This window comes from Thioalkalivibrio sp. ALE19 (genome assembly GCF_000428605.1).
Taxonomy (GTDB): Bacteria; Pseudomonadota; Gammaproteobacteria; order Ectothiorhodospirales; family Ectothiorhodospiraceae; genus Thioalkalivibrio.
Window position 1 is genome coordinate 55682 of the sequence record NZ_AUAG01000022.1, and the last position, 15278, is coordinate 70959.

At 68.7% G+C, this 15278-nt stretch carries 17 protein-coding genes; 10 read left to right on the forward strand and 7 right to left on the reverse strand.

Going from position 1 to position 15278, the window contains the following annotated elements; translation table 11 throughout:
- Positions 1 to 13 precede the first annotated feature (13 nt).
- Positions 14 to 2725 (reverse strand): DNA polymerase I, encoded by a 2712-nt coding sequence (polA, locus tag F787_RS0109760; protein ID WP_028492045.1) that lies wholly within the window; start codon positions 2723 to 2725, stop codon positions 14 to 16.
- 138 nt (positions 2726 to 2863) lie between these two features.
- Here polA and F787_RS0109765 point away from each other — a divergent pair, with 138 nt between their 5' ends.
- The 6 genes from F787_RS0109765 (at position 2864) to ntrC (ending at position 7847) form a co-directional block, all read left to right on the forward strand.
- Positions 2864 to 3589 (forward strand): TIGR00730 family Rossman fold protein, encoded by a 726-nt coding sequence (locus F787_RS0109765; protein ID WP_018868927.1) that lies wholly within the window; start codon positions 2864 to 2866, stop codon positions 3587 to 3589.
- The gene (locus tag F787_RS0109770) at positions 3589 to 3984 is read left to right on the forward strand and encodes a DUF2782 domain-containing protein (RefSeq protein ID WP_018868926.1); all 396 of its coding nucleotides are present in this window, start codon (positions 3589 to 3591) and stop codon (positions 3982 to 3984) included. The genes F787_RS0109765 and F787_RS0109770 overlap by 1 nt, the downstream gene beginning before the upstream one ends.
- A complete protein-coding gene (locus F787_RS0109775; RefSeq protein WP_028492046.1) occupies positions 3978 to 4766 on the forward strand; it encodes a hypothetical protein in 789 nt (262 codons plus the stop codon). Before F787_RS0109770 ends, F787_RS0109775 begins: the two co-directional genes overlap by 7 nt.
- Positions 4766 to 5122, forward strand: a complete 357-nt coding sequence (locus F787_RS0109780) for a DUF4124 domain-containing protein (protein ID WP_231364935.1) — start codon at positions 4766 to 4768, stop codon at positions 5120 to 5122. The genes F787_RS0109775 and F787_RS0109780 overlap by 1 nt, the downstream gene beginning before the upstream one ends.
- 155 nt (positions 5123 to 5277) lie before the next feature.
- Positions 5278 to 6384: a nitrogen regulation protein NR(II) gene (gene glnL, locus F787_RS0109785; RefSeq protein ID WP_042805859.1), complete on the forward strand. Its 1107-nt coding sequence runs from the start codon at positions 5278 to 5280 to the stop codon at positions 6382 to 6384.
- Positions 6381 to 7847 (forward strand): nitrogen regulation protein NR(I), encoded by a 1467-nt coding sequence (gene ntrC / locus F787_RS0109790; protein ID WP_028492048.1) that lies wholly within the window; start codon positions 6381 to 6383, stop codon positions 7845 to 7847. Before glnL ends, ntrC begins: the two co-directional genes overlap by 4 nt.
- Positions 7848 to 7874: 27 nt before the next feature.
- Here the strand turns inward: ntrC and F787_RS0109795 are convergent, their stop codons facing one another.
- The gene (locus F787_RS0109795) at positions 7875 to 8843 is read right to left on the reverse strand and encodes a dihydroorotate dehydrogenase (RefSeq protein WP_018947230.1); all 969 of its coding nucleotides are present in this window, start codon (positions 8841 to 8843) and stop codon (positions 7875 to 7877) included.
- Here F787_RS0109795 and F787_RS0109800 point away from each other — a divergent pair.
- The gene (locus F787_RS0109800) at positions 8842 to 9306 is read left to right on the forward strand and encodes a tRNA (cytidine(34)-2'-O)-methyltransferase (protein WP_019022529.1); all 465 of its coding nucleotides are present in this window, start codon (positions 8842 to 8844) and stop codon (positions 9304 to 9306) included. The genes F787_RS0109795 and F787_RS0109800 overlap by 2 nt on opposite strands.
- A 9-nt stretch (positions 9307 to 9315) precedes the next feature.
- Here F787_RS0109800 and F787_RS0109805 read toward each other — a convergent pair whose 3' ends face one another.
- The 5 genes from F787_RS0109805 to F787_RS0109825 are packed head-to-tail and all read right to left on the reverse strand — an operon-like array spanning position 9316 to position 11903.
- On the reverse strand, positions 9316 to 10308 hold the full coding sequence (locus F787_RS0109805) for an NAD(P)H-dependent glycerol-3-phosphate dehydrogenase (protein ID WP_019022530.1): 993 nt from the start codon (positions 10306 to 10308) through the stop codon (positions 9316 to 9318).
- A 13-nt stretch (positions 10309 to 10321) separates the two neighbouring features.
- Positions 10322 to 10858, reverse strand: a complete 537-nt coding sequence (secB, locus tag F787_RS0109810; protein ID WP_018868918.1) for a protein-export chaperone SecB — start codon at positions 10856 to 10858, stop codon at positions 10322 to 10324.
- Between the two features lie 17 nt (positions 10859 to 10875).
- Positions 10876 to 11166 (reverse strand): glutaredoxin 3, encoded by a 291-nt coding sequence (grxC, locus tag F787_RS0109815; RefSeq protein ID WP_018868917.1) that lies wholly within the window; start codon positions 11164 to 11166, stop codon positions 10876 to 10878.
- Between the two features lies 1 nt (position 11167).
- On the reverse strand, positions 11168 to 11596 hold the full coding sequence (locus F787_RS0109820) for a rhodanese-like domain-containing protein (protein ID WP_018868916.1): 429 nt from the start codon (positions 11594 to 11596) through the stop codon (positions 11168 to 11170).
- Between the two features lie 19 nt (positions 11597 to 11615).
- Positions 11616 to 11903 carry a helix-turn-helix transcriptional regulator gene (locus F787_RS0109825; protein WP_051073636.1) on the reverse strand — a complete coding sequence of 96 codons (288 nt, stop codon included), beginning with the start codon at positions 11901 to 11903 and terminating at the stop codon, positions 11616 to 11618.
- 105 nt (positions 11904 to 12008) lie between these two features.
- Here F787_RS0109825 and F787_RS0109830 point away from each other — a divergent pair, with 105 nt between their 5' ends.
- From F787_RS0109830 to F787_RS0109840, 3 genes are read left to right on the forward strand one after another with little or no spacing between them, the layout of a single operon-like run.
- Complete coding sequence (locus F787_RS0109830) at positions 12009 to 13199, forward strand: murein hydrolase activator EnvC (protein WP_028492049.1); 1191 nt, start codon at positions 12009 to 12011, stop codon at positions 13197 to 13199.
- Positions 13200 to 13259: 60 nt separating this feature from the next.
- Entirely contained in the window at positions 13260 to 14522 is a 1263-nt protein-coding gene (locus tag F787_RS0109835) for a S41 family peptidase (RefSeq protein WP_018868913.1), read from the forward strand.
- A gap of 13 nt (positions 14523 to 14535) precedes the next feature.
- A complete protein-coding gene (locus F787_RS0109840; RefSeq protein ID WP_028492050.1) occupies positions 14536 to 15078 on the forward strand; it encodes a DJ-1 family glyoxalase III in 543 nt (180 codons plus the stop codon).
- Positions 15079 to 15278: the final 200 nt, after the last annotated feature.

Genomic DNA, 15278 nt, shown 5'->3' on the forward strand with positions numbered 1-15278 from the left:
TCCGACAGGGGCCTCAGTGGGCATCATCCCAGTTATCTCCGACGCCGATGTCCACCAGTAGCTCGACATCCAGCTCGGCCGCCCCGCCCATCGCGGCGCGGGCCCGTTCGCCCAGGGCCTCCACTGCATCGTCGGCAACCTCGAACACCAGTTCGTCGTGCACCTGCATGATCATGCGGGCATCGAGCCCGTTGCCGTCCAGGTCCTGCGCCATGCGCACCATCGCACGCTTGATGATGTCGGCCGCGGTGCCCTGCATCGGGGCGTTGATCGCCACGCGTTCGGCCTGCTGCCGGCGGGCCCCGTTGCGGCTGTTGATCTCGGGCAGATAGAGCCGGCGCCCGAACAGGGTTTCCACGTAGCCCTGCTCGCGCCCGCGCTCGCGCGCCCGCTCCATGTAGTCGTGCACGCCGGGATAGCGGTGGAAATAGCGGTCGATGTACTCCCGCGCCTCGGTCTGCTCGATCCCCAGGTTGCGCGCCAGCCCCCAGGCCGACATGCCGTAGATCAGGCCGAAGTTGATAGCCTTGGCCGCGCGCCGCTGCTCGCTGCTGACTGCCTCCGGATCAGCGCCAAAGACCTCGGCCGCGGTAGCGCGATGGATGTCCAGCCCGTCGGCGAAGGCCTGCAGCAACCCGGCGTCCTGCGACAGGTGGGCCATGATCCGCAGCTCGATCTGCGAATAGTCGGCCGCCAGCAGACGATAGCCGGGTGCGGCGATGAACGCCCGGCGGATGCGCCGGCCGGCCTCGGTGCGCACCGGAATGTTCTGCAGGTTGGGCTCGGAGGACGACAGGCGCCCGGTCGCGGCGCCGGCCTGGTGATAGGAGGTATGCACCCGCCCGGTCTCCGGGTGGATACGCCGCGGCAGGGTCTCGGTATAGGTACTGCGCAGCTTGGACAGGCCGCGGTGCTCAAGGATCAGCCGCGGCAGGGCGTAGTCGTCCGCCATCTGCTCCAGCACGTCCTCGGCGGTGGAGGGCTGGCCCTTGGGCGTGCGCCGCAGCACCGGCAGGCCCAGGCGCTCGAACAGGATCTCCTGAATCTGCTTGGGCGAGCCGAGATTGAACTCGGTACCGGCCTCGTCGAAGGCCTCGCGCTCGATGCGCTCCATCTCGCTCAGCAGCTCCTGGCTCTGCTCGCCGAGCAGGTCCGGGTCGACCTTCACGCCGGCGCGCTCGATGTCCGCGAGCACCGGCACCAGCGGCATCTCGATCTCGCGGTAGACGAAGGCCGGGCCCTCGGCCTCGTTCAGGCGCGGCCGGAACAGGGCGTCCAGATGCAGGCAGATGTCCGCGTCCTCGCCGGCATAATCGGTGGCGATGCCGACGTCCACCTCGGCGAACGGGATCTGTTTCGCCCCCTTGCCGGCCACGTCTTCGTATTTCGTGGTGCGGTGATCCAGATGGCGCTCGGCCAGGGAATCCAGGTCGTGCCGGTTGGCGCCGGCGTCGAGGCAGAACGACTGCAGCATGGTGTCATCGACAATGCCGCGCAGCACGATGCCATGGTTGCCCAGCACGTTGCGGTCGTACTTGAGGTTGTGGCCGAGCTTGCCGTGTTCGGCCGATTCCAGCCACGGCCGCAGGCGCTCCAGGGTCGCCTCGCGCGGGAGCTGCGGATCGGCATCCGGACCGCTGTGGGCCAGCGGCAAGTAATAGGCGGTACCCGCCTCGAACGCGAAGGACATACCGATCAGCTCGGCCCGCATTGCCTCCAGGCTGCTGGTCTCGGTGTCAAACGCGACCCGCGCGGCGCCCTGCAGGCGTTCCAGCAACTCCGTGAATGCCGCCTCGTCCCGCACGGTGTGGTATTCGGCCGCCTGCCCCGGATCGGCATTCCCGCCGCCACCGGAGGCATCGCCCCCGGCGTCGCCGCCTTCCAGCTCCGCGCGCCAGCGGGAGAACCCGTGGTGGCGCACCCGCTCCAGCAGCTGCTGCGAATCGGGCTCGCGCAGCTCGAGGTCGTCGGGGCCCAGCGGGAGATCGACATCCCGGCGCACGGTGATCAGCTCGCGCGAGGTCGGCAGGCGATCGGCCGCGGCGCGCAGATTCTCGCCGATCTTGCCGCCGATCTCGTCGGCCCGCTCGAGGATGGTGTCGAGGTCGCCGTACTTCGCGATCCATTTGGCTGCAGTCTTGGGCCCGACCTTCTCGACCCCCGGGATGTTGTCCACGCTGTCGCCCATCAGCGCGAGGTAGTCGACGATCTGCTCCGGCTCCACGCCGAACTTTTCGCGCACGCCGGCGGGATCCAGCACCGTCCCGCTCATGGTGTTGACCAGGGTCACGTGGCCGTCCACCAGCTGGGCCAGGTCCTTGTCCCCGGTGGAGATCACCACATCCTGCCCGGCAGCCGCGGCGCGATCGGCCAGGGTGGCGATCACGTCATCCGCCTCCACCCCTTCCACGCACAGCAGCGGGAAGCCCATCAGCTGCACCAGCTCGTGCAGCGGCTCGATCTGCGCCGCCAGCTCCTCCGGCATCGGCGGCCGGGTGGCCTTGTATTCGGGGTAGATCTCGTCGCGGAAGGTGGGCCCCTTCGCGTCGAACACCACCCCCATGCGCTCGGGGGCATAGTCCGCGCGCAGCTTGCGCAGCATGTTGGCCACGCCGTAGAGCGCCCCGGTGGGGTGGCCGTCGGGGGCGGTCAGCGGGGGCAGGGCGTGGTAGGCCCGGAACAGGTAGGAGGAACCGTCGACCAGGACGAGCGGGGCTTGCGACATCATGCGGATCCGGCTGGGCTTGCGAGGGAAGCATTCTAGCAGGCTGCGGGCCCCGGCCCGAGCAGCGCCGGCGCGATTTGTGCGGCCGTCGGGCCACGGTTAGTCTAGGCGCCCCAGAGTGCAAAGAACGCGCCCCCCATGAACGATCACGATCGAGCCGAACACCCCGGGCTGCGGCCCATCGACGATTCCTCGCTGACCCGCGAGAGCTGGAAGATCTTCCAGATCATGGCGGAGTTCGTGGAGGGCTTCGAGCGCCTGGCGCACATCAAGCCCTCGGTCAGCGTGTTCGGCTCGGCGCGCATCCCGTCCGATCACCCGGACTACCTGCTTGCGGAACAGATCTCGCGCCAGCTGTCGGACGCGGGCTTCGCGGTGGTCAGCGGCGGCGGGCCGGGCATCATGGAGGCCGCCAACAAGGGCGCGTTCGCCGGCCATTCCCCCAGCATCGGGCTCAACATCCAGCTGCCGCACGAACAACACGCCAACCCCTACCAGGACATTGGCCTGGGGTTCCGGCACTTCTTCTCGCGCAAGGTGATGTTCGTCAAGTACGCCTCCGCCTACGTGGTACTGCCGGGCGGCTTCGGCACCCTGGACGAGCTGGCCGAGATCCTGACCCTGGTGCAGACCGGCAAGACCCGCCGCATCCCGGTCGTGCTGGTGGGCAGCAAGTTCTGGGAAGGCCTGCTGCAGTGGTTCGAGGACGCGCTGGTCACCCATGGGACCATCGATGCCGAGGACCTCAATCTATACTCGGTGGTGGACACCCCCGAGGAGGTCGTGGACGTGATCTTCGAGTACTACGAGGCCCGCAGCTTCGAGCCCTCGGCGGAAGAGAAACAACGACTGATGGAGCTCTGATGATGACGAGCACCCGCGCCACGGCGCTGGCCGCTGCCCTGCTGGGCCTTGTTCTCGCCGCCGGGCCGCTGGCGGCGCAGGACTTCGAAGACGCCCCGCCACCGCCCGACATGCCCGACGAAGCCGCCGGCGACGAGCCCGCACCGCCGCCGGTGCTGGACGAGCGCGCCCGCCAGCTGCAGGAACTGGAAGAGGCGGACGTCATCATCATGGAGCGCGATGGCGAGCGGCGACGCGAATATCGCGTGGACGGTGAGCTGGTGATCGTCGAGGTCACCCCGGCCGCCGGTCCGACCTATTATCTGGTGGACGTCACCGGGGAAGGCGATCTTGAACGCCGCGACGACCTGGCCCCCGGTTTCACCCCGCCCCGCTGGAGGATCCTGGAATGGTAAGCACGCAGTCGACCGTGGAACTGCCGGTCGCGGGTGCCGCGGCGCTGGAAGCAGCCTTTGCCGCTGCCCGGGCCGCCGGCGCTCCGCTGGGGCTGCCGACCGATGACGATGCCCCGCAGCTTGACGGGGATCGCGCGCACTGGACCCTGGAGCGCGGCAACGCCGCGGAGCCCGGGGCGATCGCCAGCGGTCCCGGCACGCCGGAGGCGCTGGGCCGCCTCGCGGCCCGCTGGCAGGCCTGGCATCCGGCGGAGGCCCTGCCGCAGGACGGCGTCTGGCGCCGCGGGGTACTGCAGCAGCAGCTGCGCGAACGCACCGAAGACCTGAGCGCCACCCTGGACGAACAGGCGCGCGAACAACTGAACCGCGAGCTGCATCATCAGGGGCTGTACCGGTTCGAGGACCTGCCGGTGGCCGGCAGCTTCTGGCGCTCGGTCCGCCGGCACGGCGAGCACACCGGACTGGCGGATCTGACGGTCCCGCCGGCCCCCGTGCCGGCGTTCTGGCAACTGGCGCGCATCGCGCTGGCGGTGGCCGTCAGCGAGACGGGCGAGCTCGATCGCGAACGCTACCGCGCCCTGCTGGATGGCTATCACCGCGAGCGCCCGCTGAGCGCGATCGAACGCGGCGCCGCCCCGACGCTCCTGCGCATGGCCGCGCTGGACGACTGGCTGGAATGCATCGAGGCCGGCCACGCGCCCGCGGGCCCCGATCCGCGCCTGGCCGGCCTGCAGGACGCCGGCACCCGGGTGCAGTCGGTATGGGTAAGGCCCGCCGCCTGATGACCCCGCGAGCCTCCCTCGCGGGGCTTGTGGCCCTGGCCATCGCCGGGGCGCCGGGCATCGGCGTTCTGGCCTCCACCGAGGTCCACCGCTGGGTGGACGAAGACGGTGTGGTGCATTTCTCCGACGAGGCACCCGGCGACGGGCGCAGCGAACGCATCGAGGTTCAGGAGCCGATGGGCGCCGTCCCCCTGGAAAACGCCCGCGAGATCCTCGAACGCCCGATCCGGCGGCCGGGAGAAGACCCGACGGACGACGAGCCGGAGGAAGATGCGGATGCGGACGAAGAGACCGACGATGAAGACGAAACTTCGATCGAGGACGTCCCGGTGCCCGTGGAACTGGTGGATTTCTGAGCCAGCCACGGGCATCGCACCACTTTGATGCACAGAATGCCCTACAATAGGGCAATGACTGCACCTCATCAGAGCGCCACCGCACAACGCCCCCGGACGAAGCGCTGCGACGCCCTCGTGGCCATTCTGGCGCACTTCATGCTTGAAACCGGGTGATGAGCCCGCATACGCCCCCTTCGCCCGCCTCGCTGCCCACCCCCCCGTGGTGGGACGACCTGTCCACGGCCGTGATGGTCACCGACGGGGATCTGCGGCTGCAGGCGATGAACGGCGCGGCCGAGGTCCTGCTGGGCCTCAGCCGCGAGCGCATCCTCGGTCACCCGCTCGGCCAGTGGCTGCATCTGGACCGCAACCTGACCACCCGTCTGCGCAACGCCCTGACCCAGGACCAGCCGATCACCCTGCGTGCGCGGCGCCTGGAACCGCTGCGCGCGGAAAGCTTCCTGGCCGACGTGGTGATCACGCCGCTGCACGGCGAGGGTGACGAACCCGGACGGCTGCTGTTCGAACTCAGCGCGATCGACCGGCACGAGCGCATCTCGCGCGAGGAACAGCTGCAGAAGCAGCAGGCCATCTCGCGCGCGGTCACGCGCGGGCTGGCGCACGAGATCAAGAACCCGCTCGGCGGGCTGCGCGGCGCCGCGCAGCTGCTGGCCGGAGAACTGGACGATCCCGACCTGCGCGAATACACGCGCATCATCATCCATGAGGCCGACCGCCTGCGCTCGCTGGTGGACCGCATGCTCGGCCCCAACAACATGCCGCAGCGCGCCCCTCTTAACCTGCACGAAGTCCTCGAGCATGTGCGCGGCCTGATCAGCGTCCAGCTGCCGCTGGGCGTGAAGATCCGCGGCGACTACGACCCTTCGATCCCGGAGATCGAAGCGGATCGCGACATGCTGGTGCAGGCGCTCCTCAACCTGGTGCAGAACGCCCTGCAGGCGCTGGGCGACGAGGGCGAGATCGTGCTCAGCTCGCGCATCCTGCGCCAGTACACCGTTTCCGGCAAACGCCACCGGCTGGTCGCGCGCCTGAGCGTGCGCGACAACGGGCCGGGAATCCCCGAGGAGGTCCGCGAGCGGATCTTCTTCCCCATGGTCACCGGCCGCGACAGCGGCACCGGCCTCGGCCTGCCGATCGCGCAGAGCCTGGTCCAGCTGCATGACGGCCTGATCGAATGCCATTCACGGCCCGGCTCCACGCGCTTCGACATCCTCCTGCCCGTGGCCGGACCGCCCGCCAGCGAGAGCCCCGACGCATGAATCCGACGGTCTGGATCATCGACGACGACGATTCCATCCGCTGGGTGCTGGAACGCGCCCTGAGCCGATCCGATATCGCGGTGCGCGGGTTCGAGTCCGCCGACGCGGCATGGGCGGCCCTGGAGACGGAAGACACCCCGGATACCATCGTCGCCGACATTCGCATGCCGGGGCTCAACGGGCTCGATTTCCTGGCGCGCATGCAGAGCCGCGGTGACGCGCCGCCGGTCATCATCATGACCGCATTCTCCGATCTGGAGAGCGCGGTGGGCGCCTACCAGACCGGGGCGTTCGAATACCTGCCCAAGCCGTTCGACGTGGACGAGGCGGTGGCCCTGGTGCAGCGTGCCCTGGAGGCCCGCCGTGACAGCCTGGCGGCCGCAACGCCCGACGAGGGCAGCGCCGAGGAAACCCCCATCATCGGCGAGGCGCCGGCGATGCAGGAGATGTTCCGCGCCATCGGCCGCCTGTCACGCTCCAATATCACGGTTCTGATCAACGGCGAATCGGGGACCGGCAAGGAGCTGGTCGCACGCGCGCTGCATCAGCACAGTCCGCGGGCGGGGCAGCCGCTGATCGCCCTGAACACGGCGGCCATCCCCAAGGACCTGCTGGAAAGCGAGCTGTTCGGCCACGAGCGGGGGGCCTTTACCGGCGCCAGCCAGACCCGCAAGGGCCGCTTCGAGCAGGCCGACGGCGGGACCCTGTTCCTCGACGAGATCGGCGACATGCCGTTCGATCTGCAAACCCGCCTGCTGCGAGTGCTGGCCGACGGCACCTTCTACCGGGTGGGCGGGCATACCCCCATCCATACCGATGTGCGCATCATCGCCGCGACCCACCAGGACCTGGAAGAGCGGGTGCGCGCGGGGCAGTTCCGCGAGGACCTTTTCCACCGCCTCAACGTGATCCGCATCCATGTGCCGTCGCTGCGCGAGCGGCCGGAAGATATCCCGCTGCTGGTCAATCATTTCATGAGCGAGGTGGCCACCGAGCTGGGCGTGGAGCCCAAGGTGATGCGCCCCGAGGTGGTCGCGGAGATGCAGCGCCTGCCATGGCCGGGCAATGTGCGTCAGCTGGAAAACACCTGCCGCTGGCTTACGGTGATGGCCTCCGGACGCGAAGTGCACCTGGACGACCTTCCGGCGGAACTGCGCCGCGATGACACGCCCCGGTCCACGGGCACGCCGCAACCGGGACCGGGACCGGGACCGGCACAGGCCGTGCCGGTCGAACCCCTGGAGTGGACCGATGAACTGGCGCGCGTGGCCCGCGAGCACTGGGAACGCGGCGACCGGGACGTGCTGGGGAGCCTGCAGCCGGCGATGGAACGCACGCTGATCCGGGAGGCGCTGCGGGCCTCGGGCGGACACCGCCAGCAGGCCGCGGCCCTGCTGGGCTGGGGCCGCAACACGCTGACGCGCAAGATCCAGGAACTGGGAATGAACGAGGAACGGCCGTAACCGGCAGGCGCGGGCGCTGCCGGCGCGTCAGGCGCCGCAGCCGGAGAACCCCTCGTTCAGCTGCAGCCGCCCGGTCAGCTCGCTCACGTGGCCGATCCCGTGGCGGTCCATGTAGTCGTTGATGCCGGCGAGGATCTTCGGCAGGCACAGCGGATCGTAGAACAGCCCGGTGCCCACGCCCACGGTGCTGGCCCCCGCGAGCAGGAACTCCAGGGCATCCTCGGCGCGGGTGACCCCGCCCTGGCCGATGATCGGGATGCCATGGGCCCTGGCCACCTGGTGGACCTGGTGGACCTTCAGCAGCGCCACCGGCTTGATCGCCGGGCCCGAAAGTCCGCCCTGGTTGTTGCCGATCACCGCGCGGCCGCTCTCGGCGTCCACCGCCATGCCCATCAGGGTGTTGATCACGGCAAAGCCGTCGGTACCCGCCTCGATGCAGCGCCGGGCGTTCTCGGCGATGTCGGTCTGGTTGGGCGAGAGCTTGGTGATCAGGGGCTTCTGCGTGACCGAGCGGCAGGCCTCGACCACCCGCGCGGACATGTCCGGGTCATTGCCGAAGGCGACCCCGCCTTCCTTCACGTTGGGGCAGGAGATGTTGATCTCGATCGCGTCCACCGGGGAATCGTCGAAGGCCCGGGTGACTGCGATGTATTCCTCGATGGTGGAGCCGGAGACGTTGGCGATGAAGCGCGTCTCGTCGTAATCCAGCCCCGGCAGGATCCCGCCGACCACCTGTTCGACCCCGGGGTTCTGCAGGCCGATGGCGTTGAGCATGCCCTCCGGGGTCTCGTACACCCGGTGCGGGGGGTTGCCGGGCCGTGCGGCCCCGGTGGTGCCCTTGAGGCACACCGCGCCGGCATCGCGGTTGGAAAAGCCGGCCACCCGGGTATATTCCTCGCCGAAGCCGACACAGCCGGACAGCAGCACCAGAGGCGTGTTGAAATGCAGCCCGCAGAATTCCAGGGAGAGCCGCGAATCGTCGCGCGCTTCGCTCATGTTTCACATCGTCCTGTATCAGCCCGAGATCCCGCCGAACACCGGGAACGTCATTCGTCTGGCCGCCAACAGCGGGGCGGCCCTGCATCTGATCCACCCGCTGGGCTTCAGCCTCGACGAGAGCCGGCTGCGCCGCGCGGGGCTGGATTACCGGGAATGGGCCCGGGTCCGCGAGTATGACAGCCTGGCCGCCTGGCGGGAATCCGTGGCCCCGCGGCGGGTGTTCGCGATCACCACGCGCGGCACCTGCCGCTTTGATACCCCGGCGTTCGCCGCCGGCGATGCCTTCCTGTTCGGCCCCGAGAGCCGCGGCCTGCCGCAGCAGGAACTGGACGCGATCCCGGAGGAGCGACACCTGCGGCTGCCGATGCAGCCCGGCAGCCGCAGCCTCAATCTCGGCAATTCGGTCGCGGCGGTGATCTACGAGGCCTGGCGCCAGCTGGACTTCGCCGGCGGCGAATGAGCCGATGGGTCAGATATTCTCGGCGACCGGGTCGCGCTCCAGCAGGCGCCGCACCGCGTCGTGCACCCGCCGGCCACGGTAGAGCACCGCGTGCACCTCCTCGCAGATCGGCATCTCCACGCCGGCGGCATGCGCGCGTTCCACTGCCACGCGCGCGGTCTCGACCCCTTCCACCGACTGGCCCACCCGCTCGCGCGCGGTCGCCAGGTCGTAACCCTGGCCCAGCAAAAGACCGACGCGGCGGTTGCGCGACTGGTCGTCGGTGCAGGTGAGCAGCAGATCGCCGAGGCCGGACAGCCCGGTCAGGGTCTGCGGCCGCGCCCCCAGGGCCTCGCCCAGGCGCTGTAACTCGGCCAGCCCGCGGGTCAGCAGCGCGGCGCGGGCGTTGGCGCCGAACCCGGCCCCGTCGGCGATACCGGAGGCCACCGCGAGGACGTTCTTGAACGCCCCGCCCAGCTCCACGCCGATCACGTCGGGGTTGCCGTAGATGCGCATGGAACCGCCGTGGAAGGCATCCGCCAGACGTCGCCGGCGCTCCGGGTCGGCCGAGGCGGCGGTGAGGGCAGTGGGCTGACCGCGCGCGACCTCGGCGGCGAACGAAGGCCCGGAGATCAGGGCCGCCGGCTGTCCGGGGCCGAGTTCCGCCTCGGCCACCTCGTGCAGCCAGGCACCGGTCCCGGTTTCCAGCCCCTTGGTGGCCCAGGCCACGACCTGCCCCGGTTCCAGCCGGGGCCGCAGCCAGCGCAGGGTCTCGCGGAAGGCGCCCGAAGGCACGACCACCAGCACCAGGTCGACGCCGTCGACGACCTCCGACGCGGCGGTCACCCGCAGGTTGCGCGGGAAGGTCAGGCCCGGGAGATAGCGGGGATTCTCGCGTTCGCGCTGGAGGCGCTCGGCGGTCTCGGCCGAACGCCCCCACAGCCGCACGTCGTCGTGCAGGCGTGCGGCATGCACCGCCAGGGCGGTCCCCCAGGAACCGGCCCCCAGTACCGCGATGCGCATGCGCCGGGCCGGCTCAGGGGTTTTCGCTGGCCGTGACGGCGGCGCCGTTGCCTCCCTGGCCCTGACCCGAACCTTCCTGCTGTTCCTTCAGGTGCTTGGCATACAGCGCGTCGAAGTTGACCGGCTGCAGCAGCAGCTGCGGGAATCCGCCCTTCAGGACCAGGTCGGCAACCGTCTCGCGGGCGAAGGGGAACAGCGCATTGGGGCAGTAGGCACCCAGCAGCTGATTGCGTTGCTCCTCGGAGAAACCGCGCACGATGAACACCCCGGCCTGCTTGATCTCGACCAGGTAGCCGGTCTCGCCGTTGGATTCGGTGGTGACCGTCAGGCCCAGCTCGACCTCGTAGACCCCTTCCTGCTCGCCCACCGGGCGCGCCTGGGTGTTGAGCTGGATGCCGGTCTCGCCCTTCCATTCCTTGAGGAAGATCTCCGGGGCGCCGGGGGCCTCGAAGGACAGGTCCTTGATGAAGACCTTCTGCATGGAGAATTCGGGGCCATCGGAGCCCTGGCCGCCCTGTGCGGCCGCGTCGGTCTGGTTTTCTTCAGCCATGGTGCGTTCGGATCCTTTCAGGTGTTCGTGGAATCGCCGGCGTCCACGCCCCCGCAGGCCTCGATCAGGCGGTCCAGCTCGCCGGACCGTTCCATGGCCTGGAGTTCATCGTAGCCGCCGATATGGGTGTCCCCCAGGAAGATCTGCGGGACGCTGGTGCGTCCGTCCGCCCGCTGTTCCATCTCGTGGCGCAGCCCGGAGTCCCGGTCGATGCGGTATTCGTCGAAGCCGAGGTCGCGCTGGTTCAGCAGGCGGCGGGCGAGGATGCAGAACGGGCAGTGCCCGGTAGAGTAGACCTCGAAGCGCATGTCACTTCTTCTTCAGCGGCATGCCCGCATTTTCCCATGCCTGGATGCCACCGGAAAGATTGACCACGTCCTCGAAGCCGGCCGCCGTCAGCTGGTTCGCAGCCATGGAGGACCGGTTACCGCTACGGCAATAGACCACCACGGGGCTGGACTTCCACGCCTCGATGTCCTGCATGCGCTTTTTCAGTTCGCCGAGGGGGATATGCTTCGCGCCACCGATGCGGCCGCCGGAGACCTCGTTGTGCTCGCGCACATCCAGCACCAGGGCATCATCCTGGTTCATTACGCGCACCGCTTCGGTGGGCGCCAGCTCGCGGTACTTGCGCGTCAGGCGCCGGAACTCGGCGTAGATGATCAGGGCAAGCACCGCGATCAGGGCGCCTGTCAGAATCGGGTTGTTGGCAAGGAATTCGGGCAGTCGTTCAAGCATGCGGGAGACCGGTCGGGATTCAGGAACGGCAGAAGACGTCCTGCATCATACCGATCAGGCGCAGGGTGCGGGAGTCCCCCACGCGGTAATAGACCCGATTGGCGTCCTTGCGCGTGGCCAGGATGCCCTTGTCACGCAGGATTCCGAGGTGCTGGGAAATATTGCTCTGCGAGGTCCCGACCTGATCCACGATTTCCTGTACGCTGACCTCCCGGTCGCCCAGAATGCACAGGATCTTGAGTCGCAGCGGATGGGACATGGCCTTGAGCGAGCGCGAGGCCCTCTCGATATCCTCGTCCTGCGACATCAGTTCGTCTTCGATGCACGGTTCGTCGCTCACGGCAGCCTCTCGTTCGGAGGGGCAAGACCCCTGCCACTGGGTGAGAATATTAGAACGCAAACGTACCCCGATATGCGGATTCACGCAATCTTGTCCCTGTCGCTTTCATGGGTTGGCCTGCTGCTGGCGGGCCTGCTGGTTGCCGTGCCGGCCACGGCGCTGGAACCCGAGGCGGAGCTGGAAAAGACCCTGGAGGCCATCCGGGACGTCGAACGTTCGCTGGAGGAACGACGCGCGGCAGTCGCCGATCTGGAAGACCGGATCGCCGCGTCCGCCCGGGGCGCGGGCGAACAACGCGAACGACTGGATGAGCTGGAACGCCGCCGTGAGGCCCAGGAGGAGGTGATTGCCGAGCATGAGGCCCGCGTGGCCCGGCGCGAGGAACGGCTGCACGAGCAGCGACGCGACGCGGCGCGACTGGTGCATGACCAGTGGCTGCAGGCGCGCCACGGGCAGGGTGACCGGCCGACGGAAGGCGGACAGCGGCACCACCCCGTTTATGCGGCCGCCATTCAGCAGGCGCGGGAACGGGCCCTGGCAGACCTGCACGCACGGATCGAGGAGCTGCAGGCGGCCCGTGCCGGGCTGACCGAGGAACGCGAACGGCTGGCTCGCCGCGAGACCGAGACCCGCGAAGCGATGGCCGAACTGGAGCGTCAGGAGGCAGCCCGCCGGGCGGCACTGGAGGAACTCGAGGCGGCCATGGAAGACGAGGCACTCGAGCTGGAACGCCTCGAACGCAACGCCGAGACCCTGGATCGCGTGATCACGGAGATCGAAGAAGAACGCCATGCCACCACCGCCGAAGAAGAAACGGGCGAGGAGGCGACCCCTCGGTCCCGCGCGGTCAATCCGGATGTCCCGTTCGCGGATCTGGAGGGGGAGTTGCCGCGACCGGTGGATGCGCCGGTCATCCGCGATTTCGGCAGCGAACGCCGGGGCAGCCTGCGCAGCCAGTGGAACGGCGTGGTGCTGGAGGCGCCCTCGGGCGCGCCGGTGCGGGCAGTGCATCAGGGTCGTGTGGTCTATGCGGACTGGATGCAGGGCTACGGGTTCCTGGTGATCCTGGATCACGGGGACGGTTATCTGACGCTGTACGGCAACCTCGAAGACATCCTCGCCGGGCCGGGGGAATCGGCCGATGCAGGCGAGCCGGTGGGTCGCGCCGGGGAAGGCAGTCCCGCCATCGCGCCGGGACTGTACTTCGAAGTACGGCGGGAGGGGCAGACATTGAACCCGCAGGCATGGTGGCCGTCACAGTAAGGGCGGAATGCTAGAATTCGGAGCATAACCGCAGAAAGACCTCGGACAAGGGATACTCTGATGAACAAGATTTTCCATTCCGGCTACGGCCTGCTCACCGGCCTCGTTCTGGGCATCATGCTGAGCGTGTCCGTGGGCGTGTACGCCGGGCGCGACGATGCCGCCGGTCTGTCGGCACTGCCGGTCGAGGACCTGCAGCGCTTCACCGACGTCTACATGCGCATCAAGCGCAATTACGTCGAGGAAGTCGACGACAGCGAGCTGCTGGACAACGCCATTCAGGGCATGCTGACGGGGCTCGACGAGCACTCTTCCTACCTCGACGAGGACGACTTCCGTGACATGGAAGCGGGAACCTCGGGCGAGTTCGGCGGCCTCGGGATCGAGGTCGGGATGGAAGACGGCTTCGTGAAGGTCATCGCTCCGATCGACGATACGCCGGCGGATCGTGCGGGCATCCAGGCGGGTGACCTCATCGTGCGTCTGGACGGCGACTCGGTGCGCGGCATGACCCTGTCGGATGCCGTCAGCCGGATGCGCGGCGAACAGGGTTCCGACATCACCCTGACGGTGGTGCGCGACGGCGAGGATCAGCCGCTGGAGATCACCATCACGCGCGACATCATCCAGGTGGAATCCGTCCGCTCCGAGATGCTGGAAGACGGCTACGGCTACGTACGCGTCAGCAACTTCCAGACGCGCACGGCGCGGGATCTGGTCAGCGCGATCGAGGAGCTCAAGGAGGCCAACGGACTGAAGGGCCTGGTACTGGACCTGCGCAACAACCCGGGCGGGATCCTCAACGGCGCCGTGGGCGTGTCCGACGCCTTCCTGGACGGTGGACGGATCGTCTACACCGAGGGCCGTCTGGACGAGGCGCAGATCGAATATGACGCTTCGCCGGGGGACGTCCTCGATGGCGTGCCGATGGTGGTACTGGTCAACCGCGGCTCGGCGTCGGCTTCGGAGATCGTCGCGGGTGCTCTGCAGGACCACGGTCGCGCGATCATCATGGGGCAGAACAGCTTCGGCAAGGGGTCGGTGCAGACCATCCTGCCGCTGTCGGAGCAGACCGGGATCAAGCTGACCACCGCACGCTACTTCACCCCGGACGGCCGGTCCATCCAGGACGAAGGGATCACCCCGGACATCGCGCTGGACGAGACCCTGCGGGTATCGCGCTCGGAAGACGACTCGCCCGCGCGGCCCGACCTGCCGGACGATGTCGATGACGAGGAAGAAGAAAGCCTGGCCGAGCGCGACTTTGGCCTGAACGAGGCCCTCAATCTCCTCAAGGGCCTGAACTTCTACAACGGACGCTAGCGGGAGGGGCTCGATGACGCGAGTGCTCGTACCTCTGGCCTCCGGCTCGGAAGAGCTGGAGGCCGTGACCATGATCGACCTGTTCCGGCGGGCCGGCTTCGAGGTCACGGTGGCCGGTCAGGAGGCCGGGCCGGTCACCTGCTCGCGCGCTACGGTGATCCAGCCGGACAGCGACCTCGAAACGGCCGTCGACGGAGACTTCGATCTGATTGCCATTCCCGGGGGACTGCCGGGCGCGAATCACCTGCGCGATGACCCGCGGCTGATCGCACGGCTGCAGAAACAGGCGGAAGCCGGCCGGCATCTGGCGGCCATCTGTGCGGCCCCCAAGGTGCTGGCGCAGGCGGGGCTGCTGCAGGGCCGCCGTGCGACCTGCTTTACCGGTGCCCTCGACGGCACCGGGGTGGAGTCGAGCGGTGCGGCCGTGGAAATCGACGGTAACGTGATCACCGGGCGCGGGCCCGGCGTGGCGATGGATTTCACCCTGGCGGTCATCGAGGAACTGGCGGGCCGCGAGGCCCGTGAGGCGGTTGAGGGTCCGCTCCTGCGGGCCTGAGGCGGGCCGCCGGAACGGACGGGATATCGGATCGGCGAGAGGGCCGAATCGGTGGCCGAATCGGCGAGGGGGCTCGCCTCCTACAGGGAGGAGGTCGAACCCTGGCCCGGCAGGAGGCCGGCCCTCCGGCCGATTTTGCGTCCGGCCAATCGCCTGCGCCGGGTCGGCGAGGGAGCTCGCCTCCTACAGGGAGGAGGTCG